This window comes from Alicycliphilus denitrificans K601, from assembly GCF_000204645.1.
GTDB lineage: Bacteria > Pseudomonadota > Gammaproteobacteria > Burkholderiales > Burkholderiaceae_C > Alicycliphilus > Alicycliphilus denitrificans.
Genome location: NC_015422.1, coordinates 1,701,039 through 1,723,182 on the forward strand (window position 1 = coordinate 1,701,039; position 22,144 = coordinate 1,723,182).

Consider the following 22,144-nt stretch of genomic DNA (forward strand, 5'->3'; position numbering starts at 1 on the left):
GCACCTCCACGCACCCGGGTTTTCGGCAAGTGCGCAGCACGCGCAGGCCCGCGAGGGCCGGAGTCGCGCCGCCGGGCGCAGCAAAAAGGGGGCCGAAGCCCCCAATGGTCAAAGCAGGCCGCGTTCGGCGAATGACGTGGTGCGAGTCCCCGCAACGATGACGTGATCCAGCGTGCGAATGTCCACCAGCGCCAGCGCCTGCCGAAGCTGCGAGGTCATCGCCTTGTCGGCCGCGCTCGGCTCGGAGTTTCCGCTCGGATGGTTGTGCGAAACGATGACCGCCGCCGCATTGAGCCGCAGCGCCTGCTTCACCACCTCGCGCGGATGCACCTCGGCGGCGTCGATCGTGCCGCGGAACATCTCCACGTAGTCGATCAGCCGATGGCGCGTGTCGAGGAACAACACCGCGAAGACTTCGTGCTCGAAGCCGGCCAGCTTGGCGCGCAGGTAGTCCTTCACCGCCTCCGGCGAAGTGAACGCCTCGCCGCGCTGCATCTTCTGTTCGATGACCTGGCGCGCGGCTTCCAGAATCTGGTCGGCGTCCGCCAGCCGATAGCGCCCACGGCCATCGCGCACCATCAGCGGGGTGTCGAGAGTGAGGGTCAGTTGCGACATGATCGTGCTCCGGTTGCTCGGGCGGAATTGCCCGGAACCGGTGCCAGCACGGCGCAGCGCAAGCAGTCAGGGGTCGCAGACGGCCGCCAGGACGCAAGCGCGCATGGCGCGCGCCGCCCTTGACGGCGAGAACGCCGTGGTACGGTGAAGGGAAACAGCAAGACCGCCCCATGCCATACACGAACCCTGGCAAGCGGAGCGCGCAGGCCCAGCAGGGCCGGAGGCGTCAGCCGAGCGTCGCGAGGGAACGATGGAAGCCCGCAGGGGCGAGACTCGCGCAGCGGGGCTTGATGCGTAGCACGACAGCGCGGCACGACCGGGGACGCCCGAAATCGGCTATCTTTGAAGGAGATTCCCGCATTGGGTTTCGTAAGGTCAGATAGGCGAGAACACTGAAATCACAAGGAAGAGCATGGCCGCCCTCTATCAACTTGCAGTGCTTGGTTCGCCAACCGACGCCCAGATTTCTGAGCTTGAAGAAATCGTCGGAACTGCCGTAGGCATGTTCAACTTGCGACTAGGACATGAAGTTGGATGGGAGGTGCGCCCGGAAGCGTTTAACCCCGACCAACAGCGCTCATCCGCTGCAGTATTTTTCGGGGGCGACAATCCACCTCTCGCCAACGTGGCGAAGTTGCTGGAGCGAGGCATCCCGCTACTGCCGATAGCATCCGACGTCAATCGAGTTAACGCAGAGATTCCTGAATTACTGCGACCTCTCAACTGCTTAGCCTATGCCGCCAACGGGTCACAGCGTGTCGCGACCGCTTTACTTGAGTGTGCGGGGTTGCTACCTCGCCAGCGTCGAGTGTTCGTAAGTTACCGCCGGGGCGAAGCCCGTGAGGCAGCCTTGCAGCTCTTTGACGCCTTATCTGCTCGGCTATTCGATGTGTTTCTCGATACGCATGGGATTCCACCTGCGGAAGATTTTCAGACGATGCTATGGCATCGCCTTTGCGATTCCGACGTTCTTGTGATGCTTGACACGCCAGGCTACTTTGAAAGCCGCTGGACAAGCGCAGAGTTCGGACGCGCTCTGGCGAAAGGCATCAGCGTCTTACGGGTTGGCTGGCCAGACTGCACGCCATCTGCGCGAACAGCCACCGCCAGTCGCGCAGAATTGTTGCCCGACGAAGTGGATGCGGCCACAGGACGCCTCGCGGACAGCGCTGTGGAGCGAATCTGTCTACAGCTCGAAGAAGTTCGCAGCCAAAGCCATGCGGTCCGTTCCGTCAATCTAGTGAGCAATTTGCGCAACGCTATTCAAACGATTGGCGGTCAACTTGTCGGCGTTGGACCGAACAAGGCGGTCTATATCCGACTGCCGGATGGCCGGAATGTCGTCGTCTACCCAACAGTTGGTGTCCCCACGTCGACCACGTTGCATGACGCATCCACCAATTCGCCAGATCAATCGGTTGCCGTCGTTTACGATCATGTTGGCTTGCATCCCCGGTGGCTGGGGCATTTGGACTGGCTGGGCCAGCATATCCACTCTGCGCGGTGGGTCAAAGCCAGCGAAGCTGGATGGCAATTTGCGGACTGGGAGGCCTGAATCGTGAGCGCAATCTTCCTTTCAGCCAGTGTCCCACTTGTCGGCCGCGGCTCGTATCACGAGACCGCCAATCCATTCCTCATCCAATGCGCTGTGAGGGAACTGGTCATGGCCGTCATTCGTCAGCACAAGATCGTGTGGGGAGGCCATCCCGCTATCACGCCTATGATCTGGAGCATTTGTGAGGATTTGGGTGTCGATTATTCTGGGGCCGTGGTTCTGTATCAGAGCACGTTCTTCAAGGATCGTTACCCGGAAGAAAACGACCGTTTTCACAATGTAGTATTCACCAATGCAGTTGCCGGTGACAGAGAGGCGAGCCTGCTGCTAATGCGGGAAGAAATGCTGTCGCGCGATGATCTCGTTGCCGCTGTTTTCATCGGCGGCATGGAAGGAGTGGAAGCCGAGCATGAACTCTTCAGGCAATTCCACCCCGCCGCCAAAGTTCTGCCCGTACCGTCGCCAGGCGGGGCGGCCTTGAACTTGGCCAAAGATCAAGGTTATTTCGCCGATGCGGATCTTGGTGATGTGGACTTCGCGCAACTCTTTCACACGCACCTCGCATTGAACATTCAAGGTGCAGCGAGTTGAGTCTCCTCTGCAGATTTACATGATCCAACAAAGGACTCGCCATGCCACGGAAAATCTTCTATAGCTTCCACTATCAACGCGACAGTTGGCGCGCCTCCAAGATACGGAATATTGGTGTTGTTGAGGGCAACCAACCAGCAAGCGATAACAAATGGGAAGAAGTGAAGCGAGGCGGCGAGGCCGCAATCAAGCGCTGGATCGACGATCAGCTGCAAGGACGGACATGCACAATTGTTCTGGTCGGAGCCGAAACGGCGAATCGCCCCTGGATTCGATATGAGATTGAGCAGTCATGGAATAGTGGCAAGGGACTCTTAGGGATACGAGTCCATAAGCTGCTGGACCACAACCAGCAACCATCAGTTGCCGGGGCCAATCCATTTGACTCATTTACCTTGAACGACGGTAGAAAGCTATCCACCGTCGTCCGCATGTACGATCCACCAGGGGCCACGAGCAGTGCGGCCTATAACCACATCAGTGACAACCTGTCGGGCTGGATTGAAGCGGCGATCGCTGCGCGCTAAGAAGCCAAGCCTCTCGTCAAAACAACGACCCAGTGCTCATGGGGCGCCCATAGAGCTCCGAGATTTGCCTCTGGAACTGGGTCTGTCCTCCATAGCTAGGATGCCTCACGCAAATCACGGGTACGGAATCCGTGATGCGATGGGCCGCAGCGGCGGCATCGTTGCCGATGGCGACGATGCGAGAGGGACGTAGCAAGACAATGAGCTGTTGGAGCAGTTCTTCGCCGGCTCGCCTCTCACGCGCGTTGTGCTGCCGGTTGGTGAACGGATCTCCTGATTCGTGCGGATGCAGAGGGAAAACGTTCCAGAGGAAGATGCGGGCATCAATATGTTCCAGCATGCCCCATATGACCGCGGCGGTTCGTTCGGCCACAGCACTGCCTATCGTCGGCCGTTCGGCGACCTGGTCGAGATTCCAACGCCTAGCGTGCTGGCTTATGTGAAGGTCGTCGGTCAGGGCTAACCCAGTGCGGCGTCCTCCGCGATATCCGAGGTCTCGTCCAATCCATATCGCGTCTACGGGTTCCTCGGTTGCACGACGCAACATGGCGGACAGTGCAGCAGCACGGCGACGTGGTGCATCGCGTCGATCATGAACTTCACAACGATCCGAATACGGATTGAAGCAGTCTTCGAACTGCAGAGAAGCAACTGCATCAACGAACGGGTGGATCTTCATTTTTCAGACTCAAGTGGCATGTATTTGATGGTGCGTTGTTCTCGGTTTCCAATGATCCAGCCGCCTTGATTTTCCTTGAGCTGGCGAAAGACAGCATAGCCATCCAGGATTGCCTTTTCCCAGAGCTTTAGCGGACATTTCTCCACTTCGTAACCACTCACGAACTCACCAATGGTCTTGAGAACCCCAAGTGAGACCTTTTCCTGATTCTCGAAGAAATTCAGCTCCTTGGCTCTGGAGAAAATCCACGCTGAAAGCCCTTCTTCCACGACGATGGCCCGACCACTGTCCTGCTCTTCATCGTATTTCGGATTGCTCTTTCGCTTGTGCTTGATCAATGCCCGCATCACAGGTGACCAGTGCAGGATTGCTGCATAAGCAAAGTGGAAGACATCATGGAACCGGTAGCCATCGCGATCGGCAATGTTGTCCGTCAGAGGGTCTCCAATGAATACGCCCTTCCATTGGAGGTAACTCTTGCCACTGCCTCGCTGATTGACCCGGATTTTGAAATCCCTGGGTAGCTGTTCCTCAATTCCAAACTCACTGTCGAAATCAAGGCCAGCCAGGTCTTCTGCCTGCGGCTCCAAGAACGCGCCGCGAGCTTTCCGGAGATTTCCGCGAGCCACCTCAGAGAACGCAAGTTCGGCCGCATGAATTGCATCCAGGTAAGCCCGTGCGAAAGCAATCAAGTCTGCGCGTGCAGGCGTACTTCCAAGTAGCGCTGCCGCTGACTGCCCCAAACGCACCAAGGTGGCATCCAACGAAGCAGTCGCGGCGACAGGCACAGCGATATAGGCTAACGCACCTTCGGTGATGTCACTTGCAGCGCCCACATTCTTGAAGTTTCCGTGGTTCGCAGCTTCCGAGAATATCTCTTCGAGAGGAATCTGCAGGCGCCTGCAGATTGCAGCCAAATACCAGAGGGTGTCGCCAAACTCTTCTTCTGCCGCCTTCTTGAAACCCGGGTAAGCCGTTCTCTCTCGAACACTTTTCTTGGCCGTAGCCATTATTCCGCCGACTTCTCCGTATAGACCTTGGAGGACAGGATTGAAGTCATTCGGGTTGAGTACGTCTGTGGCTGCAATTTCCGCAGCGTAATCCGAGAGCAAGAGGGAGCCTTCCTTTTTCATCGGTCACCTGCGAAGAGTCAGCCATTCGAATGGAGCGCCCTGATAACCGCTCACGTCAAAGCTGCGAATCCATTTCTCAAGGTTCGCAATCAGTTGCGCATCGTCAAAGGTGGTTAGACCTATTCCCGTTTTGCATAAGGGCCGATCTTGCTGGTCTTTCAGTTCCTCGGGAAATTCCGGACCCTCGCCCCCGAAGTACACAAAATCATTACTGATCAGGACCCTGTTGACGCCCGTATCACGGGCAACATGGTCCGGGTTGAGCGTGCCATTGGGGCGGGAATGAAATGAGTCTCGCTGCTGCCAAGCGGCTCCAGGCGCGGCCCTGAAGTAGATGTTGTCCCCGCAACTTTGCTTCCGACTCCCATTGCGGTACGGCATCTTGTATTCAAACCGTGGATCTGCGCCATATTCGTCGAATGTCATCGCCTCGGTAACGCGCATCGCGTACACGAGACGCCCGCCACGTCGGACAGTTCTATCATTGCTGCCACTGCCGACCACCCAATCACCGATGTCAGCGGATCGGCGGATATTGGGTTTGCAGGTCGCAAGCGTGCAGTAGCCATAGAAAGGGTTGGGCGCGAAACCACTGTCGTATCGCACCACATAGGAGTGAATGCGAGCCATCAGCAGGGATGCCGCTTGAGTGGAACCGGGTCGCAGGCACCACCGTCTGGCTTTTCCCACGAGTCCTTCCCGTTGATCGCGTCAATGATCGCATCGCCGTTCCACCCAACCAAGGCGTCGGCATATTCTTTCAGGGCCTCTGGAAGGTCGCATTCCTTCTCGCCATGCTCCCAAACACCGACAATGCGCTTGCCCTGTTTGGCCGCATATTCGATTTCCCAGTTCACCCAATCGCTATTCTTGGTCTGGGGCGAAACGTAGCAAATGAACACTCCAGCCCAGTTGATGGCAGGGGCAAGGATCTGCGTCTTTATGTAGTGCTCATCGGTGGCATTGTTGAACTTCCCTGTATGGATGGAGGAATCCCTGACCTCGATCCCTTTTGGAGCTAACAGATCCTTCAGCTTCTGGAGTCCGTGATCGTCCTTATGGACATGGCTGATGAACACGTTCCTTTTCTCTGCCACCTGTCACCTCCATTGTTCTTACATGGTTTGAAGATCGTAACTGTGTTTTCGGCCGCTGTGGCAGGAAATGCTGACCCGTTTGCCTTGATCAAATAATTGCCTGCAAACCCTTGTCGGCGATGACGTTGAGCAGCTTGAGGGCCGGCCCGGTGGGATGGGTTTCGCCTTGCTCCCACTTTCGCACGGTCGACGCGGTGGTGTGCAGGTGAAGTGCGAACACCGGCTGGCTGAACTTCAACCGTTCGCGCAGGTGTTTGATGTCGGCAGCACTGAACTCCCGCACCGGCGGCGGGCAGATCGCGTCGAACTCGCGCATCGTCACCTTGCCGATCGCTCCCGCTTCGTGGAGCGCAGCCAGGTCGCCACGCAGGGATTCAATGATCTTGCTCACAATGCACCTCCAATAACACGCCCGAGTGCAACGCCTTCGACAAAGCCTCGGCGGACAGTTCCAGGAACACCTTGCCGGCGAATTGCAGCGCCTTCTTCTCGTCCTGCGTGATATTCGCCTTGTCGCTCTTGGGGAACCCATGCAGGAATACGTAGCGGCTGCCGATCCGGGCCGACAGCAGCGTGCGGTAGCCGCCGCTCTTGCCGCCGCCGGATCGGGCAACCCGCTTCTTGTAGAGGAAGCCGCCCAAGTCCGCGTCAATCAGACCGCTTTCCATCTCTTGAACCGCCTTGCACAAGGCAGCATCAGGCAGCTTTTCGCCCGCCTGCCACCGTGCAAAGTCCTTCCGCTTGAGGACGTGGGTCATCTTGACCTCCAAACTATACCCGTAACGGGCATACTTTTCCAGTCCCCAGTGCGATGCACGGGCGGGGAGGGCTGCCGAGCCGATTGGCGTAACGGCGACACGGCAATCAGGGCCGACATGCCGAGGCACTGGTCACCGATCATGCGGTCACCTCTTTGGGTTCTTGCCGCGTGCCGACGACCGACTTGCGCCGGCTGGCTACCAACTCGGCTGCCTTACGCACCGGGTCGTCCTCGGTGTGGACGTAGCGCATGAACATCGCCACGGTCTTGTGCGCGGTTAGCGCCATGCCGACCTTGACGGGGATGCCGGAATTGGCAATGTCGGTCGCTGAGCGGTGGCGTATGCCGTGGGTGCCAACCTTCGGCACGCCGGCGCGATCAAGGATTCGGCGCCACGCCTGATAGTAGGAATGGGGGCCGAGCGGCTTGTCATGGTCGAGGATGGCCGGGCATACGTAGGGCGAATTGCCGTAGCGAGGTGCATTCGTCAGCAACCGGCGGGCTTCCTCGCTCAACGGCTTGGACATATCGCCCGTCTTGCTGTCCGGCCAGACAACCCGGCCATTGGGCAAGTCGAGCCAATCCCACTGCAACAGCAGGATCTCCGACATGCGGGCCGCGAACTCGAATTGCAGCCGGACGGCCAGCAGATAGATGGGATGTTCCAGGCCCTCGGCCTCGGCTTTGTCCAAGTAGGCGAACAGGCTGACCATCTGCTCGTCGGTGATAAGGCGGGTCGAGCCTTTCTCCGGGTACTTGGGTACGTGACGGCAAGGATTGGAGCCATCGGGCCGGTAGCCCCACAGTTCGGCCAGGTTGAACATCTTGCGGACGAGCGACAGTACGCGGTTGGCCTGCGTGGGGGACCTCTCCATGCGCTTCATCAGCGCGGTGATGTCGTGGCGCGTGACCTCGTGAACCTTCTTGCTGCCGAAGGCTGGGATGACGAAGTTGTCGATCTGGTACTGGTAGCTGGCCTGGGTGCTGGGCTTGTTGTGCGGCTTGGAGTGGTCATCCATGAACCGGCCGCACAGTTCCTTGACCGTCGGCGCCTTGCGGGCTTCGGCCTTGTCGAGTCCGGGATCGCCCCCGCGCCGGACTTCGGCCAGCCAGTCTTGGGCCAGCGACCGGGCCTGTTCGACCGTCAGCTCGCCGAACTGGCCGAGTGCCGGCTTGCGCCGCACGCCGGAGTTCGTGCGGTACTGAACCATGAAGACCTTGCGGCCCGTTGGTGTTATCTTGCACAAGAAGCCCGGAACGAGCGTATCCCGGAGTTCCACATCGCAGGTTTGCGCCTGCGCCGTGTCAACGACGGACTTGGTGAGTTTGATCTTCGCCATGAGGTGCTCCTGAAAGGCCCCGATTCCAGGGGCCGGCTAGGAGCCAGGCGGAGGGGAACCGGGGCGGTTTGCATCGCGCACCGGGATATGATCGAAGGCACTGGCCTCGGGGAAAACCTGTTACAGCAAGCCTCATCAAAGTCCATCGTTAGCCCGGTGCGGATGCCATGCTCTGGCTTAAAATCCGCCGCTTCCTGCAAAGGGGCGTGCCGGTTCGACCCCGGCTCGGGGCACCATGAAGATTCGATATGTCACATTACACTGCTCCTTTTGAAATCCATGTCCACGGCCAGGTGCAGCTGCGGGCCGATGTGGACTTCAACCAGATCCAGGAGGCGCTCAAGCCGCTGTGGAAATACGCCGGGGCGCGCTCGCTTGCCGATGGCGCGGCCAGCGCCTACGAGGAGGAGCCGGGCATCCAGTTCGACGCCAAGGAGCATGTGCTCCAGATGTGCTGGACGGTGAGCGGGGATGAGGATTTCCGCCAGTCGCTCGATGAGATGTGCATGAGCCTCAACGAGCTGGCCGAGCAGGGCGCGGCCATCGAGGTGACCTTCTACGACACCGAGTTCGATGAGGAAGAGGCGCCCGAGGACGAGGACGCGCGCGACGATTTCGTGATGCTGTTCGTGGGGCCCACGCCCGCGGCCATCATGCAGGTGCAGCGCGACCTGCTGGTGCAGGACGTGATCAACCTCATGGAGCGCCACTTCGACGGCTCGCAGCTGGGAGGGGTGGTTTCGGAGATCGACAAGCTGTTCTCGCAGCGGTTCGACGCGCTGGTGAACTCGCTGGAGATCGGCAAGCCTCCGCGCGGCCTTGGCGGGCAGGGCGGCAGCGGCCATGGCGGCGGCCGCCGCCCGCGCCACCTGCATTGATCCGCATTCACGGTGGCGCGGCGGCACCGGCTGCCGCACCAGGGCAGGCCTCGCTTCTTGGCTGGTAGCGCGGGGCCTGCCTGCTCCGCCCTCGACGGACTGTTGCCACGCCCACAATAGCGCCATGTCCGCAACGCACTCCGATGAACTGCTCGCTCAGGTGGCGGCCCTGCCTCCGCTGCCCGGGGTGTACCGCTATTTCGACGCGCAGGGCGTGCTGCTGTACGTGGGCAAGGCCCGCAACCTGAAAAAGCGCGTCAGCAGCTACTTCGCCAAGCAGCATGGCGGCACGCGCATCGGCCACATGGTGGGCAAGATAGCGCGCCTGGAAACGACGGTGGTGCGCTCCGAGGCCGAGGCGCTGCTGCTGGAAAACAACCTCATCAAGTCGCTCGGCCCCAAGTACAACATCCTGTTTCGCGACGACAAGAGCTACCCCTATCTCAAGATCACCGGCGTGGCCGAAAAGGACGGCGAGGGCGACGCGCCGGGCCAGCGCTATCCGCGTATCGCGTATTACCGGGGATCGGTGGACAAGCGCCACCGCTACTTCGGCCCCTATCCGGGAGCCTGGGCAGTCAAGGAGACCATCCAGCTGTTGCAGAAGGTGTTTCGCCTGCGCACCTGCGAGGACACGGTGTTCGCCAATCGCACGCGCCCCTGCCTGCTCTACCAGATCAAGCGCTGCACGGCGCCCTGCGTGGGGCTGATTTCGCCCGAGGGCTACGCCGGCGACGTGCGCAGCGCCGAGGCCCTGCTGCGCGGCGAAACGCAGGAACTGCTCCAGGAGTTGGAGCGGCGCATGCTGGCGCACTCCGAGCGGCTGGAGTTCGAGCTGGCGGCCGAGGTGCGCAACCAGATCACGGCGCTGTCGCGCGTGCTGCACCAGCAGGCCGTGGAGAGCGTCTCGGACAAGGACGTGGACATCCTCGCCGTGAAGGTGGCAGGCGGGCGCGCCTGCGTGAACCTGGCCATGGTGCGCGGCGGCCGCCACCTGGGGGACAGGGCCTATTTTCCCGTGCATGTCGAAGACGCCGCGGGCGTGTTCCAGTTGGAGGATCAGGAAGAGGGCGCAGGAGCGGCGCAGCCCGATTGCCCCGTGGAGGCGCAGGTGCTCGAAGCCTTCATGGCCCAGCACTACCTGGGCGTGCCCGTGCCGCCCACGCTGATCACCAGCCTGCCGGTGGAGCAGCGGCTGCTGGAGGCCTTGTCGGAGCAGAGCGGCGTGCGCGTGACCGCGGTGCGCCAGCCGCGCGAGCAGCGCCGCGCGTGGCTGGAGATGGCGCAACAGAATGCCGAGATCCAGCTGGCCCGGCTGCTGGCCGAGGAAGGCTCGCAGCAGGCGCGCACGCGCGCCCTGGCCGAGGCGCTGGACCTGGACGCCGAGGACCTGGATCGGTTCACGATCGAGTGTTTCGACATCTCGCATACCGCAGGCGAGGCCACGCAGGCCTCGTGCGTGGTGTTCCATCACCACAAGATGCAGGGCAGCGAATACCGCCGCTTCAAGATCGACGGCATCACCGGCGGGGACGACTACGCCGCCATGCGCCAGGTGTTGACGCGGCGCTACAGCAAGGTGGCCGAGGCGCAGCGCGAGGCAGGCGGCGCCGAGGTGTCCGACAAGCGTGCGCGCCTGCCCGACCTGGTGCTGGTCGACGGCGGCAAGGGACAGGTGAGCATGGCGCGCGAGGTGTTCACGGAGCTGGGGCTGGACGTCTCGCGCATCGTGGGCGTGGAAAAGGGCGAGGGGCGCAAGGTGGGCCTGGAGGAACTGGTGTTCGCCGACGGGCGCGAGAAGGTCTATCTCGGCCGCGACTCGGCGGCGCTGATGCTCGTGGCCCAGATCCGCGACGAGGCGCACCGCTTCGCCATCACCGGCATGCGCGCGGCCCGCGCCAGGGCGCGCACGGGCGGCAGCCGGCTGGAGGACATTCCCGGGGTGGGGCCCAAGAAGCGCGCGCGCCTGCTGCAGCGCTTCGGCGGCGTGCGCGGCGTGGCCGACGCGAGCGTGGAAGACCTGGCGACGGTGGAAGGCATCTCCCATGGCCTAGCCGAGGAAATCTACCGCGCCTTGCGCTGAGTTGCCGCCGCGGTGGAGCATCGCGATGCATGACACAATCGCTCCTCATGTTTTTCACCATTCCCACGGTCATGACCTGGACGCGCATCGTCGCGATACCCTTGATCGTGGGCGTGTTCTATGCGCCGATGGAGCCGGCCACGCGCAATCTCATCGCCACGGCGATGTTCGTGGTGTTCGCCGCTACCGACTGGCTTGATGGCTTTCTCGCGCGCAAGCTCAACCAGACGTCCGCCTTCGGCGCCTTCCTTGATCCGGTGGCGGACAAATTCCTCGTCTGCGCATCGCTGCTGGTGTTGGTGCACATGCAGCGCGCCGACGTCTTCGTGGCCCTCATCATCATCGGCCGCGAGATCGCCATCAGCGCGTTGCGCGAGTGGATGGCGCAGATCGGCGCGAGCAAAAGCGTGGCCGTGCACATGCTGGGCAAGCTCAAGACCACGGTGCAGATGGTTGCAATTCCTTTCCTGCTCTACGATGGACGATTGTTCGACATCATCGATACTGGCGTATGGGGCACTTGGCTCATCTGGCTCGCGGCCGTGCTGACCGTGTGGTCCATGGTGTACTACCTGCAAAAGGCCCTGCCGGAGATACGTGCCCGCGTCGCCAAATAGCCTCGCCTGAGGCGCCGTTGCGACACGGCCGGGCCGAAAAGGCGTCCCTGGTGTCGTTTGTCAATACGGAATCCGCCTAGCGCCGGCGTTTGCGAGACAAAACAGGCGGAAGAGCCCCGGAGCACCGTGCAAATGCGACTAGAATCCGCAGCCATGCTGTCGCTGCGGCGGTACGTCTTTGTTGACACCCTGCAGGGCGATGGTTTTAATCTGCGACGGCAATTTCTGCTGCTGTTCCAGTATTTTCATGCGCTAGCCGCCATTGGCCCACGGTCACTGGCGCAAGGCATTGAAGATCAGATTTGCATAAGACATTCATCCACTCTTTTCCCGAGGGGCTTCCTGTGAACAAATCCGAATTGATAGAGCACATTGCTTCCCAAGCAGATATCTCCAAGGCCGCTGCTACGCGTGCTCTGGAGTCCACGATCGACGCGGTCAAGAAGACCTTGAAGAAGGGTGGGACGGTGTCGCTGGTCGGTTTCGGGACCTTCGCTGTCGGCAAGCGTGCCGCCCGTACCGGCCGCAATCCCCGCACGGGCGCCACGATTAAAATCAAGGCTGCTAAAGTGCCGAAGTTCCGTCCAGGCAAGGCGTTGAAGGACGCCCTGAACTGATTGTGAGATATGGGGGGTGCTTAGCTCAGTTGGTAGAGCGGCGCCCTTACAAGGCGTAGGTCAGCGGTTCGACCCCGTTAGCACCCACCACCCCAGACAAAGGCGAACGCGAGTTCGCCTTTTCTTTTGCAGCCGTTGAAAGATCGACCATGTTGGAATCCATCCGCAAGCACACCAAGTGGGTGATGGGCTTGCTGTTCTTGCTGATCATTCCCTCGTTCATCCTCGTGGGGATAGACCGGAACTACTTTGGCGGGGGCAGCCCGGTCGTGGCGCGGGTGGATGGCAAGGACATCACGCAGGCCGACTGGGACAACGCGCACCGCATGGAGAGCGACCGCATCCGTGCGCAGTCGCCGGGCATCGATGCCAAGCTGCTCGATTCGCCGCAGGCGCGCTATGCCACGCTGGAGCGTCTGGTGCGCGACCGCGTGCTGCAGGTCGCCGCGCAGAAGATGCACATGCTGACCAGCGATGCGCGTTTGGCGCGCGAACTGCAGAGCATTCCCCAGATCGCCGCGCTCAAGCGTCCGGACGGCACGCTGGACGCCGAGGCCTACCGCGCCCTGGCCGGCGCCCAGGGCCTCACCCCGGAGGGCCTGGAGGCGCGCGTGCGCCATGACATATCGGTCAGCCAGGTCATGGGCAGCGTGGTGGCATCCGCGTTCGCCGGCCCCGCGGAATCCAAGCTTGCGCTGGACGCCCTCTTCCAGCGCAGGGAGATCCAGGTCGCGCGATTCGATCCGTCGGCCTTCGTGTCCAAGGTCGCGGTGACGGATGCCGACCTCGAGGCCTACTACAAGGCCCACCTCGCCAAGTTCCAGCAGCCGGAGCAGGCCACGGTGGAATACGTGGTCCTGGACCTGGATGCGGTGAAGGCCGGCATCACGCTCAACGAGGACGATCTGCGCACCTATTACAAGGAAAACCTCAGCCGCCTGTCCGGCAAGGAGGAGCGCCGCGCAAGCCACATCCTGGTCAACGCTGCCAAGGATGCGCCCGCAGCCGAGCGCGAAAAGGCCAAGGCCAAGGCGCAGGAACTGCTGGCGGAGGTGCGCAAGGCGCCCGGCCGCTTTGCCGAGATCGCCAGGAAGGAGTCGCAGGACACCGGCTCGGCCGCTTCCGGCGGGGACCTGGGATTCTTTGGCCACGGCGCCATGGTCAAGCCGTTCGAGGATGCGGTGTTCTCGCTGAAGAAGGGCGAGATCAGCGATGTGGTGGAAACCGACTTCGGCTACCACGTCATCATGCTCACCGATGTCAAGACGCCGCGCCAGCCGAGCTTCGAGGAACTGCGCCCGTCGCTGGAGGCCGAGCTCAGGCAGCAGCAGGCGCAGCGCAAGTTCGCTGAGGTGGCCGAAACCTTCGCCAACACGGTCTACGAGCAGCCGGACAGCCTGCAGCCGGTGGCGGACAAGCTCAAGCTCAAGATCCACACCGCCACGGGCGTGACGCGCACGTCGGCTCCGGGCGAGAAGGGCGCGCTGGCCAACCCGCGCCTGCTGGAGGCGCTGTTCCAGCCGGACTCGGTGCAGAGCAAGCGCAACACCGAGGCCATCGAAATCGGCAACAGCACCCTGGCGGCGGCGCGGATCACCGCTTATCAGCCCGCCATGACGCTGCCGCTGGACAAGGCGCGCGAGCAGGTGCGCTCGCTCTACGTCGCGGACAAGTCAGCGGAGTTCGCACGGCAGGAGGGCCAAGTCAGGTTGGCCGCCTGGAAGGCCAGCCCCGACGGCGCCGCGGGCCTTTCCGCCCCCGTGACGGTGTCCCGCGACCGCCCGCAGAACCAGCCGCGCGCGGTGGTCGATGCGGCCCTGCGGGCGCCCACGGACAAGCTGCCCGTCTGGACCGGCGTGGACCTTGCGGGGCAGGGCTATGCCGTGCTGAAGGTCAACCGCATCGTGCCGCGGGATGCTGCGGATGAAGCGACGGCGCGCATGGAGCGCGAGCAGTACCTGCAGCTCTGGGTCTCGGCCGAAGCGCAGGCGTACTACGAGCTGCTCAAGCAGCGCTTCAAGGTGCAGATCAAGGCGCCGCGCCCGGCGGCGCAAGGCGAGACGCAAAGCTGACAAGGCCTGCGAGAAGCGAAATGACCTTGCTCCTCTGCGTTCCTGGAGGGCAAGGTACTCGCACTGCATGCCCGCCGCTGCCAGTTGCCGCCGTGGTGCGCAACGCCATTTCCGTGGTGCCGCTCAATCTGCAACGCAAGCAGCTATGTGAGCCAGATGTCGTTATCGTCAGTGCAGTGAAATAGAGTATTCCAAAGTCTATCGGCGGAGGCAGGTGCGCGCGCCTACCATCTGGCGGCCCAAGATCCGATCGACGACGCTAGTAGGCATCTGCGGTGCGGGCCACCTTTCGATACAGCCCGGAGATTGCGAAAAAGGCTGGGGGTTGGGCAGAAGTGCATGTCTTCTCGATGAACCTCACTTCTTGGCGACGAGCGGGCAACCTCCTTCGGCCATAGGGCGGAAGGCTTCCTCGGCCGGAATGCTCACCAGTTTCTTGTAGTAGTCATAGGGTCCTGTCGACTCACTGGGCTTCTTCACTTCGAACAGATGGACCGGGTGGGTTTTGCGCCCATCCTCCCGGACCTTGCCTTTGCCAAAGAGCGGATCGTCGGTCGGCAGTTCCTTCATTTTGGCAACCACCTTGGCCCCATCGTCGGTCTTGGCAGCTTCGACCGACTTCAGGTAGTGCAGCACGGAGGAATAGACGGCCGCGTGGTCCGCACTCGGGTATTTTCCGCCGTTCAGCGGAGCAAAGCGGGCGGTCCAGGCACGCGTCCCGTCGTTCAGGTCCCAATAGAAGGATTCTGCGATGTTCAGGCCCTGCGCTCGTTGCAGCCCCAGGCTATGTACGTCGGGAAGAAAGATCAACAGGCCGGCCAGCCGCTGCCCACCCTTCACGATTCCAAACTCTGCAGCTTGCTTGACCGCGTTGATGGTGTCGCCGCCCGCGTTGGCCAGGCCAATGACCTTGGCTTTCGACGCTTGCGCTTGCAGCAGGAAGGACGAGAAGTCCGGCGTGTTCATCGGTGCCTTGACGCTCCCGATCACCTTGCCGCCCGAAGCCTTCACTACGTTAGCGGTGTCGCGCTCGAGCGCGTGGCCGAATGCATAGTCGGCGGTCAGGAAGAACCACGTGTCGCCACCGCTCTTGACCACCGCTCGCCCGGTGCTGTGGGCCAGCATCCATGTGTCGAAGAGCCAGTGCACGGTGGTTGGCGAACAGTCCTTGCCGGTGAGGTCGGGGCTGCCGGCGCCCGTGTTGATGTAGGCCTTGCCTTTTTCACGTGCGACCTGGTTGACGGCCAGAGCGACCGACGAAACGGGGACGTCGACGATCATGTCGACGCCGTCGGTGTCGAACCACTTGCGCGCGGTGACCGCGCCCACGTCGGGCTTGTTCTGGTGGTTGGCCGAAACCACTTCTACCTTGAGGCCCGATTTGCTGGCCCGGAGAAAATCCTCTACGGCCATCTTTGCTGCCACGACCGAGCCTGGTCCGGCAATTTCGGAGAACGGACCGGACATGTCGTTCATGACTCCGATGCGGATCACGTTGTCCGATATCTGGGCCTGGACGGTGCTCAGGCTCAGCATGCCAACCGCGGCCAGTGCCGCGCAGATCATCTTTCGCTTCATCGTTGAGTCTCCTTCAGTTGAGCGGATCAAAAAAAGAATCGGGCAATTTGCGCGTCGCCTCGAAAGACGATGGTGCCGCCGGTGTCGTGGACCTATACGTTCAGGTAAACAGGGGAGTGGAGCCGGTCAGTGGTCTTCATAACGAGGTGCGCGCTTCTCGGCGAACGCGCGGATGCCTTCGTCGGCGTCGTGCGACAACAGAACGTCGGCGAACGCCCGGCGCTCGTCGGCCAATGCGTCCTGGAGTTCGTCATAGCGCGCGCGGCGGAGCAGTGCCGTGCAGGCGCGTACCGATTTGGGTGCCCGGCTCGCCACGGCGGCTGCGATTTCCAGTGCGCGGGGAATCAGGGCGTCGGGCTCCGTGATCTGGCTGATCAGCCCAGCCTCTAGCGCACGCGTCGCGCCAATGGGCTCGCCAGTGAGGATCATCTCTGCAGCCAGGGCGACCGGAATGGTTCTCGGCAGGCGGGTGCAGCCTCCGCCCCCTGCCAGCACACCGACCTTGATCTCGGGCAGACCGAAGCTGGCGCTGCTCGAGGCGATACGCATGTCGCAGGCCAAGGCGATCTCCAGGCCGCCGCCCAATGCCACACCGTTGATCGCAGCCAGAACGGGCTTGGACGTCGCAATGCGATGGGTGATGCCGCAGAACTGCGGGTCGTCGCGCTGGGCCGCCATGTTGTGCTTGATGTGGGGAAGCAATTCGGGAATGTCGGCTCCTGCGCAGAAGGCCCGGTTGCCTGCGCCCGTGACCACGATGCAGCGCACGCCTGCGTCTGCGTCGAGCTCGGCAAAGGCCTGCGCCATCTTCTGGTCGGTCGCCGGATCGATGGCGTTGTGTTTCTCAGGACGCGAAATCGTCAGAAGCCCGACACCGGGGGCAGGCCGCGTGATCTCGATGGAGTCTTGCATGGGGAAATTCCTTTGGCTGTTTGCCTTGAGAGTCATTCGTAGTCATGCTAGCATAAACGGACGGACGACCGTATTGTGATCAATCATGAGAGAGCAACCATGAGTGCTAACCCCGAAACCATCTCGTTCAGCGCGATCGAGACTCAGCCCTGGGATGTCCTGCAGCGCGGCCAAGAAGTGCTGCTCCGGCAGCAGTTGAAGTACCTCGTCGATCATTCCGATTTCTATCAGGCCAAGATGCAGGCGGCCGGCGTCGATCTCGCTTCGGTTCTGACTCTGGCGGACCTGGCCCGCGTGCCCTTCACCTACAAGCAGGAACTGCGCGAGAGCCTCGCTGCAGCGCCCTTGCTGGGCCTGCACCGGGCGGCGCCCATGTTCGAAATCGTTCAGATCCAGGCTTCGTCGGGCACGACGGGCAGTCCGGCCTATGTCGGCCTCACCCGTTCCGACCGGGCAGCCTGGTCGGAGGTCACCGCGCGCGGCTTGTTTGCCTGTGGCGTGCGCTCGCATGACCTGGTGCTTCACGCCTTCTCGATGAGCAAGGGCTTTGTCGGCGGTATTCCCATCTATCAGGGCGTGACACAGATCGGCGCCATTGATATCCCCATCGGCGCCGATGGCGGGGCGGACCGGCTGCTGATCGCGGCGCGTGATGCACGGCCGCGCTGCATTGTCGGCACGCCCAACTTCCTTCTTTATCTGGCCGGCATTGCCAAGGACGTGGTGGGCCTGACGGCCAGCGAGCTCGGGGTCGAGCGTCTGATCGTTGGTGGTGAGCCTGGCGGCGGCAACCCGGCCATCCGCGCCGCGCTCGAGGAAGCGTGGGGTGCTACCTGCTGCGAACTGATGGGCGGTACCGATCTCGGATGCGTCTACTGGGCGGAGTCGGATGATCAGAAGGGGATGTACTTCGTTGCCCCCGATCACATTCTGGTCGAACTGGTGGACCCGGAAAGCCTGGCGCCGCTGTCCTGGACCGAAGGGGCGACGGGAGAGCTGGTCTATACCTCGTTGCAGCGCCAGGCGTCGCCTGTCCTGCGCTTCCGTTCGGGCGACCACGTCACGGTCACCGCCATGGGCGGTCCCGGCGGACGCACCACGCCGGCGATTCGCTGCTTCGGGCGCACCGACGACATGCTGATCGTCCGCGGAGTCAACATCTTCCCGTCGGCCGTGCAGGACATCGTGTCGGCGATGGCGCCTCTGGTCGGTGGTGCGGTGCGGGTGCTCGCGGACTTCGAGGGGCATACGACCCAGGGCAACCTCAAGCTGGTGGTCGAGCGCGCACCGGGGCAAGGTGCCGAAGCCGACGCCCAGACGGCACGCCAGGTCGAGATGCGCGTGCGTAATGCGCTGTCGGTCAAGGCCGAGGTGCACATGGTGCGCCACGGCTTCTTCGCGGCACCCGGCGCGCAGAAGGTCGCGCTGACGCTGCGGCAAATGCCGGACATCAATGGCTGAGAGTGGATCGGAGCAAGCTGTGGAAACCAAGGACAGTGACGTGAATGCCCAGGCCTACCGCCTGCTGATCGAGGATCTTGCCGAGGCGCGCCAGCGTGCCTGGCTCGGCGGCAGCGAAAGCGCGCGCAAGAAACATCATGAGCGCAACCGCCTGCTGGTGCGCGAACGCATCGACCTGCTGCTGGACGAGGGTTCTCCGTTCGTGGAACTTGCCGAACTGGCTGGCGAAGGCATGTACGACGGCGTGGCTCCGGGCGCTGGCATCGTCACCGGCGTCGGGCTGATTCAGCAGCGCGCATGCATGGTGATTGCCAATGATCCCACGGTGAAAGGTGGGACTTACTTCGGCATGACGTGCCGCAAGCATGTTCGTGCACAGCAGTTCGCACTGCAGCACCGGCTGCCCTGCATCACGCTGGTGGACAGCGGCGGCGCCTTCTTGCCGGACCAGGCCAATATCTTTCCCGACGATGGCCTGTTCGGAAGCATCTTCCGCAACCAGGTCGAAATGTCCGCGCAGGGTATCGCGCAGATTGCCGTGGTGCTGGGTGCCTGCACGGCAGGCGGAGCCTACATTCCGTCGCTGTGCGATGAGATCGTGATCGTTCGCGGCAAGGGGTTCATGTTCCTTGGCGGCCCGCAACTGGTTCAGGCGGCAACGGGCGAAGTGATCGACGCCGAACGTCTGGGCGGTGCCGAGATGCACAGCCGCGTCAGCGGCGTGACCGATCACATCGCCGAGAACGACGGCCAGGCCATGGCCATTGCGCGCCGGCTCGTGGGCGAGTTGCCGCCGATGCCCCCTCCCTTGCGTGACCGCATACCTGCGCAGGGGCCGGCACGCCCTGCGACCGACATCTATGAACTGGTGAGCGCCAATCCGAAGAAGCCGACGCCCACGCGCGAAGTGCTTCGCTGCCTGCTGGATGGCGGCGAGTTGACCGAATTCAAGGCCGAGTTCGGGCCGACGCTGATCACCGGCTTCGCGCGCATCGGCGGATGGCAGGTCGGCGTGCTGGCGAACGATGGCGTGCTCTTCACCGAGAGCGCCGTCAAGGCGACCCACTTCATCGACCTGTGCTGCAAGCGGAACATTCCCTTGCTCTTCCTTGCGGACGTCGCCGGCTTCATGGTCGGTGTGGAGGCTGAACAAGGCGGTATCGCCAAGGCAGGCGCACGGTTCATCACCGCGATGAGCTCGGCCAAGGTGCCGAAGTTCACCGTCATCACCGGCGGCTCCTACGGCGCGGGGAATCTCGCCATGTGTGGACGAGCGTTCCGGCCCAATGCCATGTTCATGTGGCCCAACGGGCGTGCCGCCATCATGGGGCCCGAGCAGGCGGCCACCACGCTGGCGATGGTCAAGAGGCAGAACCTGCAGGCGAAGGGATTGGACTGGAGTGCCGAGGAAGAGGAGGCTTTCAAGGCGCCGATCCGGCAGCAGTACGAAAGCTTTGCCGCAGCCCGTAATTTCGCGCGGCATCTGTGGGTCGATGGCATTCTGGACCCGGTGGAGACCCGCGACACCCTGACGCTGCTGCTCGATCTGGCAGCCAGAGTGCCGGCCGAGAGCACGCAGTTCGGTGTGTTTCGCATGTGAGGACGAAGATGTTCAGCAAAGTCTTGATTGCCAATCGCGGCGAGATCGCCTGCCGCATCGCCCGCACCCTTCGGCGCATGGGCGTCGCGGTGGCCACCGTGCACTCCACCGCCGACGCCAACGCCCTGCATGTCCAGGAGATCGGCGAATCGGTATGGATCGGAGACGGGCCGGCGCGGCAGAGCTACCTCGATATCGATGCCGTGCTGAAGGCCGCACAGGCCGTAGGGGCCGATGCCATTCATCCGGGCTTCGGCTTCCTGTCGGAGAACCCGCTGCTTGCGCGGCGTTGCGCCGAATTCGGCATCACCTTCATAGGCCCCACGCCTGAAACGCTCGAACTCTTCGGCGACAAGTCGGCGGCCAAGCTGGCTGCGCAGCGGCTGGGCATTCCTACCGCCGGCGGGCTGGCCAATGCGACGGAGGATGCCGAGCGGGTGCTTAGCGCCATCAGCGATCTGCCCTTGCCCTGCGTGGTCAAGGCGGTTGCCGGGGGCGGCGGAAAGGGCATGCGTGTGATCCGCAGCATCGAGGCTGCGCGCGAAGCCGTCGAGGCGGCCATTCGTGAAGGCCGTTCCTCGTTTGGCGACGGGCGTGTGATCGTCGAGCGCTACCTGAACAAGCCGCGCCATGTCGAGGTTCAGATCCTGGGCGATGGAGCCGGCAATGTGGTGCACCTCTACGACCGCGAGTGCTCGCTGCAGCGTCGCCACCAGAAGGTGATCGAGGAGGCGCCGGTCTGCAGCATCTCCGACGAACTTAGGGGGCAGCTGTGGGCGCACTCCGTAGCGCTGGGCGAGGCCGCCAGGTACCTGGGTCTCGGCACGGTCGAGTTCGCCGTCACGCAGGACGCCGCCGTCTTCCTGGAGGTCAACCCCCGGCTGCAGGTCGAACATCCGGTGACGGAGAGCGTGCTCGGCCTCGACCTGGTTGAGCTGCAGGTACGCACGGTCGCCGATCGCCGGCTGGCGGTGCAGCAGGCGCAGGTGCCTGCGCCTTGCGGCCATGCTGTGCAGGCCCGGTTGTACGCAGAAGACGCGGCGCAGGGTTTTTTGCCCTCCACCGGGCGGATCGAGGCATTCAGCGTCGGGTTGGGCGTGCGGGCCGACAACGGCGTCATCGCAGGTTGCGAGATCAGCCCGCATTACGACCCGATGATTGCCAAACTGATCGCGTACGACAGCACGCGGGAACGTGCGCTGAAACGGCTGCGCGAAGCGCTTCAGCAGACCACGGTGCTGGGCGTGACGAGCAACCGCGCGTTCCTGATCAGCCTGCTCGGCATGCCGCAGGTGGCGGCCAACACCGTCGACACCGAGACCATCGACGAATGGCTCGCCGCGCATGCGAAGTCGCGCGAGTGCGTTGGGCATGTCGCCGCGCTGATGACTGTCTGGCGCCATGCGGTGCATCGCGCCAGCGCCGCATCGGGCGCGTGGGGCGATGCGGCGCTCACCGGCTGGCGCATGCGGCGCGATCCGGCGGGCAAGGCGGGCATGCTCTCGATCACGCCGCGCTACGACGTCTCGACGCCGTCGGGGCGCTGGCAGGTGGGCTTCGGCGCGACCCGGCCCGATGGCCTATGGCCTGTTCGCATCGACGATGAATTGTTCGACGTCCGAGTTGGGCAGCCGTTGGCCGATGGAAGCTGGCTGGTGACGCTGGGCCGCCGGACGATGCGCATGTCTGCGCGGTGCCAGGCCGGGCGCGCCTGGGCCGATTTCGAGGAAGCCCAGTTGGCGCTGGACATCAAGCCTCTGCACGCTGCGCAGGGAGGCGGGGGCGCGGATCATTCAGGTGTCGCAGTCGCGCCGATGATGGGCCTGATGGTCGCGATCCATGTGGAGGCGGGCCAGAAGGTCGCGGCTGGCGACCGCCTTGCGACGCTCGAGTCGATGAAGATGGAAATGCCTGTCGTGGCGGCTATCGACGGCGTGGTCCGCTGGGTCGGCTGCAGCGTGGGCGGCAAGGTGGAGCGGAATCAGGAGCTGTTCCGCATCGCGGACGAGGCTTGACGAAGGAGTGCACC

Annotated in this window: 21 protein-coding genes and 1 tRNA gene; 12 read left to right on the plus strand and 10 right to left on the minus strand. The window is 62.8% G+C overall.

What is annotated here, in order from left to right:
• Positions 1-108: 108 nt before the first annotated feature.
• Positions 109-615, minus strand: coding sequence for a RadC family protein (gene radC, locus ALIDE2_RS08060; protein ID WP_013721784.1), 507 nt, complete (start codon positions 613-615; stop codon positions 109-111).
• Positions 616-1,027: 412 nt separating this feature from the next.
• On the opposite strand from radC, the gene ALIDE2_RS24265 reads away from it, so the two are divergent.
• From ALIDE2_RS24265 to ALIDE2_RS24275, 3 genes are read left to right on the plus strand one after another with little or no spacing between them, the layout of a single operon-like run.
• The gene (locus ALIDE2_RS24265; protein ID WP_013721785.1) at positions 1,028-2,170 is read left to right on the plus strand and encodes a toll/interleukin-1 receptor domain-containing protein; all 1,143 of its coding nucleotides are present in this window, start codon (positions 1,028-1,030) and stop codon (positions 2,168-2,170) included.
• 3 nt (positions 2,171-2,173) lie between these two features.
• Positions 2,174-2,761: an SLOG domain-containing protein gene (locus ALIDE2_RS24270; protein ID WP_013721786.1), complete on the plus strand. Its 588-nt coding sequence runs from the start codon at positions 2,174-2,176 to the stop codon at positions 2,759-2,761.
• Between the two features lie 41 nt (positions 2,762-2,802).
• On the plus strand, positions 2,803-3,288 hold the full coding sequence (locus tag ALIDE2_RS24275) for a TIR domain-containing protein (protein WP_011805825.1): 486 nt from the start codon (positions 2,803-2,805) through the stop codon (positions 3,286-3,288).
• Positions 3,289-3,304: 16 nt separating this feature from the next.
• On the opposite strand, the gene ALIDE2_RS24280 is transcribed toward ALIDE2_RS24275, so the two are convergent.
• The 7 genes from ALIDE2_RS24280 to ALIDE2_RS08090 form a co-directional block, all read right to left on the minus strand.
• A complete protein-coding gene (locus ALIDE2_RS24280) occupies positions 3,305-3,967 on the minus strand; it encodes a uracil-DNA glycosylase (protein WP_011805824.1) in 663 nt (220 codons plus the stop codon).
• Positions 3,964-5,100, minus strand: a complete 1,137-nt coding sequence (locus ALIDE2_RS08070; RefSeq protein ID WP_011805823.1) for a nucleoside triphosphate pyrophosphohydrolase family protein — start codon at positions 5,098-5,100, stop codon at positions 3,964-3,966. The genes ALIDE2_RS24280 and ALIDE2_RS08070 overlap by 4 nt, the downstream gene beginning before the upstream one ends.
• Before the next feature lie 3 nt (positions 5,101-5,103).
• Positions 5,104-5,730: an Nmad2 family putative nucleotide modification protein gene (locus tag ALIDE2_RS24285; protein WP_011805822.1), complete on the minus strand. Its 627-nt coding sequence runs from the start codon at positions 5,728-5,730 to the stop codon at positions 5,104-5,106.
• Positions 5,730-6,197, minus strand: a complete 468-nt coding sequence (locus tag ALIDE2_RS08075) for a TIR domain-containing protein (RefSeq protein WP_013721787.1) — start codon at positions 6,195-6,197, stop codon at positions 5,730-5,732. Before ALIDE2_RS08075 ends, ALIDE2_RS24285 begins: the two co-directional genes overlap by 1 nt.
• 88 nt (positions 6,198-6,285) lie before the next feature.
• Positions 6,286-6,588: a helix-turn-helix domain-containing protein gene (locus ALIDE2_RS08080; protein ID WP_011805820.1), complete on the minus strand. Its 303-nt coding sequence runs from the start codon at positions 6,586-6,588 to the stop codon at positions 6,286-6,288.
• Positions 6,572-6,955 (minus strand): type II toxin-antitoxin system RelE/ParE family toxin, encoded by a 384-nt coding sequence (locus tag ALIDE2_RS08085; protein ID WP_011805819.1) that lies wholly within the window; start codon positions 6,953-6,955, stop codon positions 6,572-6,574. The genes ALIDE2_RS08080 and ALIDE2_RS08085 overlap by 17 nt, the downstream gene beginning before the upstream one ends.
• 139 nt (positions 6,956-7,094) lie before the next feature.
• Positions 7,095-8,297, minus strand: a complete 1,203-nt coding sequence (locus ALIDE2_RS08090) for a tyrosine-type recombinase/integrase (RefSeq protein ID WP_011805818.1) — start codon at positions 8,295-8,297, stop codon at positions 7,095-7,097.
• A gap of 248 nt (positions 8,298-8,545) precedes the next feature.
• Between ALIDE2_RS08090 and ALIDE2_RS08095 the strand changes: the two genes are divergently transcribed.
• The 6 genes from ALIDE2_RS08095 to ALIDE2_RS08120 all read left to right on the plus strand — a co-directional run bounded on the left by ALIDE2_RS08095 (position 8,546) and on the right by ALIDE2_RS08120 (position 14,564).
• Positions 8,546-9,175 carry a DUF6806 family protein gene (locus ALIDE2_RS08095; RefSeq protein ID WP_013519708.1) on the plus strand — a complete coding sequence of 210 codons (630 nt, stop codon included), beginning with the start codon at positions 8,546-8,548 and terminating at the stop codon, positions 9,173-9,175.
• A gap of 124 nt (positions 9,176-9,299) precedes the next feature.
• Positions 9,300-11,258: an excinuclease ABC subunit UvrC gene (gene uvrC, locus ALIDE2_RS08100; protein ID WP_013519707.1), complete on the plus strand. Its 1,959-nt coding sequence runs from the start codon at positions 9,300-9,302 to the stop codon at positions 11,256-11,258.
• Positions 11,259-11,305: 47 nt separating this feature from the next.
• Positions 11,306-11,875: a CDP-diacylglycerol--glycerol-3-phosphate 3-phosphatidyltransferase gene (gene pgsA, locus ALIDE2_RS08105; protein WP_041700769.1), complete on the plus strand. Its 570-nt coding sequence runs from the start codon at positions 11,306-11,308 to the stop codon at positions 11,873-11,875.
• 344 nt (positions 11,876-12,219) lie between these two features.
• Positions 12,220-12,492 (plus strand): HU family DNA-binding protein, encoded by a 273-nt coding sequence (locus tag ALIDE2_RS08110; RefSeq protein ID WP_013519705.1) that lies wholly within the window; start codon positions 12,220-12,222, stop codon positions 12,490-12,492.
• 14 nt (positions 12,493-12,506) lie between these two features.
• A tRNA-Val gene (locus tag ALIDE2_RS08115) sits at positions 12,507-12,582 on the plus strand.
• 59 nt (positions 12,583-12,641) lie between these two features.
• On the plus strand, positions 12,642-14,564 hold the full coding sequence (locus tag ALIDE2_RS08120) for a SurA N-terminal domain-containing protein (protein ID WP_013519704.1): 1,923 nt from the start codon (positions 12,642-12,644) through the stop codon (positions 14,562-14,564).
• A gap of 357 nt (positions 14,565-14,921) precedes the next feature.
• Here ALIDE2_RS08120 and ALIDE2_RS08125 read toward each other — a convergent pair whose 3' ends face one another.
• Complete coding sequence (locus ALIDE2_RS08125; protein WP_013519703.1) at positions 14,922-16,142, minus strand: ABC transporter substrate-binding protein; 1,221 nt, start codon at positions 16,140-16,142, stop codon at positions 14,922-14,924.
• Between the two features lie 126 nt (positions 16,143-16,268).
• Positions 16,269-17,054, minus strand: a complete 786-nt coding sequence (locus ALIDE2_RS08130; protein WP_013721788.1) for an enoyl-CoA hydratase/isomerase family protein — start codon at positions 17,052-17,054, stop codon at positions 16,269-16,271.
• Between the two features lie 99 nt (positions 17,055-17,153).
• On the opposite strand from ALIDE2_RS08130, the gene ALIDE2_RS08135 reads away from it, so the two are divergent.
• The 3 genes from ALIDE2_RS08135 to ALIDE2_RS08145 are packed head-to-tail and all read left to right on the plus strand — an operon-like array spanning position 17,154 to position 22,130.
• Positions 17,154-18,515: a phenylacetate--CoA ligase family protein gene (locus tag ALIDE2_RS08135; protein ID WP_013721789.1), complete on the plus strand. Its 1,362-nt coding sequence runs from the start codon at positions 17,154-17,156 to the stop codon at positions 18,513-18,515.
• 19 nt (positions 18,516-18,534) lie between these two features.
• The gene (locus tag ALIDE2_RS08140) at positions 18,535-20,115 is read left to right on the plus strand and encodes an acyl-CoA carboxylase subunit beta (RefSeq protein WP_013721790.1); all 1,581 of its coding nucleotides are present in this window, start codon (positions 18,535-18,537) and stop codon (positions 20,113-20,115) included.
• An 8-nt stretch (positions 20,116-20,123) separates the two neighbouring features.
• Positions 20,124-22,130, plus strand: coding sequence for an acetyl/propionyl/methylcrotonyl-CoA carboxylase subunit alpha (locus ALIDE2_RS08145; protein ID WP_013721791.1), 2,007 nt, complete (start codon positions 20,124-20,126; stop codon positions 22,128-22,130).
• The last annotated feature ends 14 nt before the right edge of the window (positions 22,131-22,144 follow it).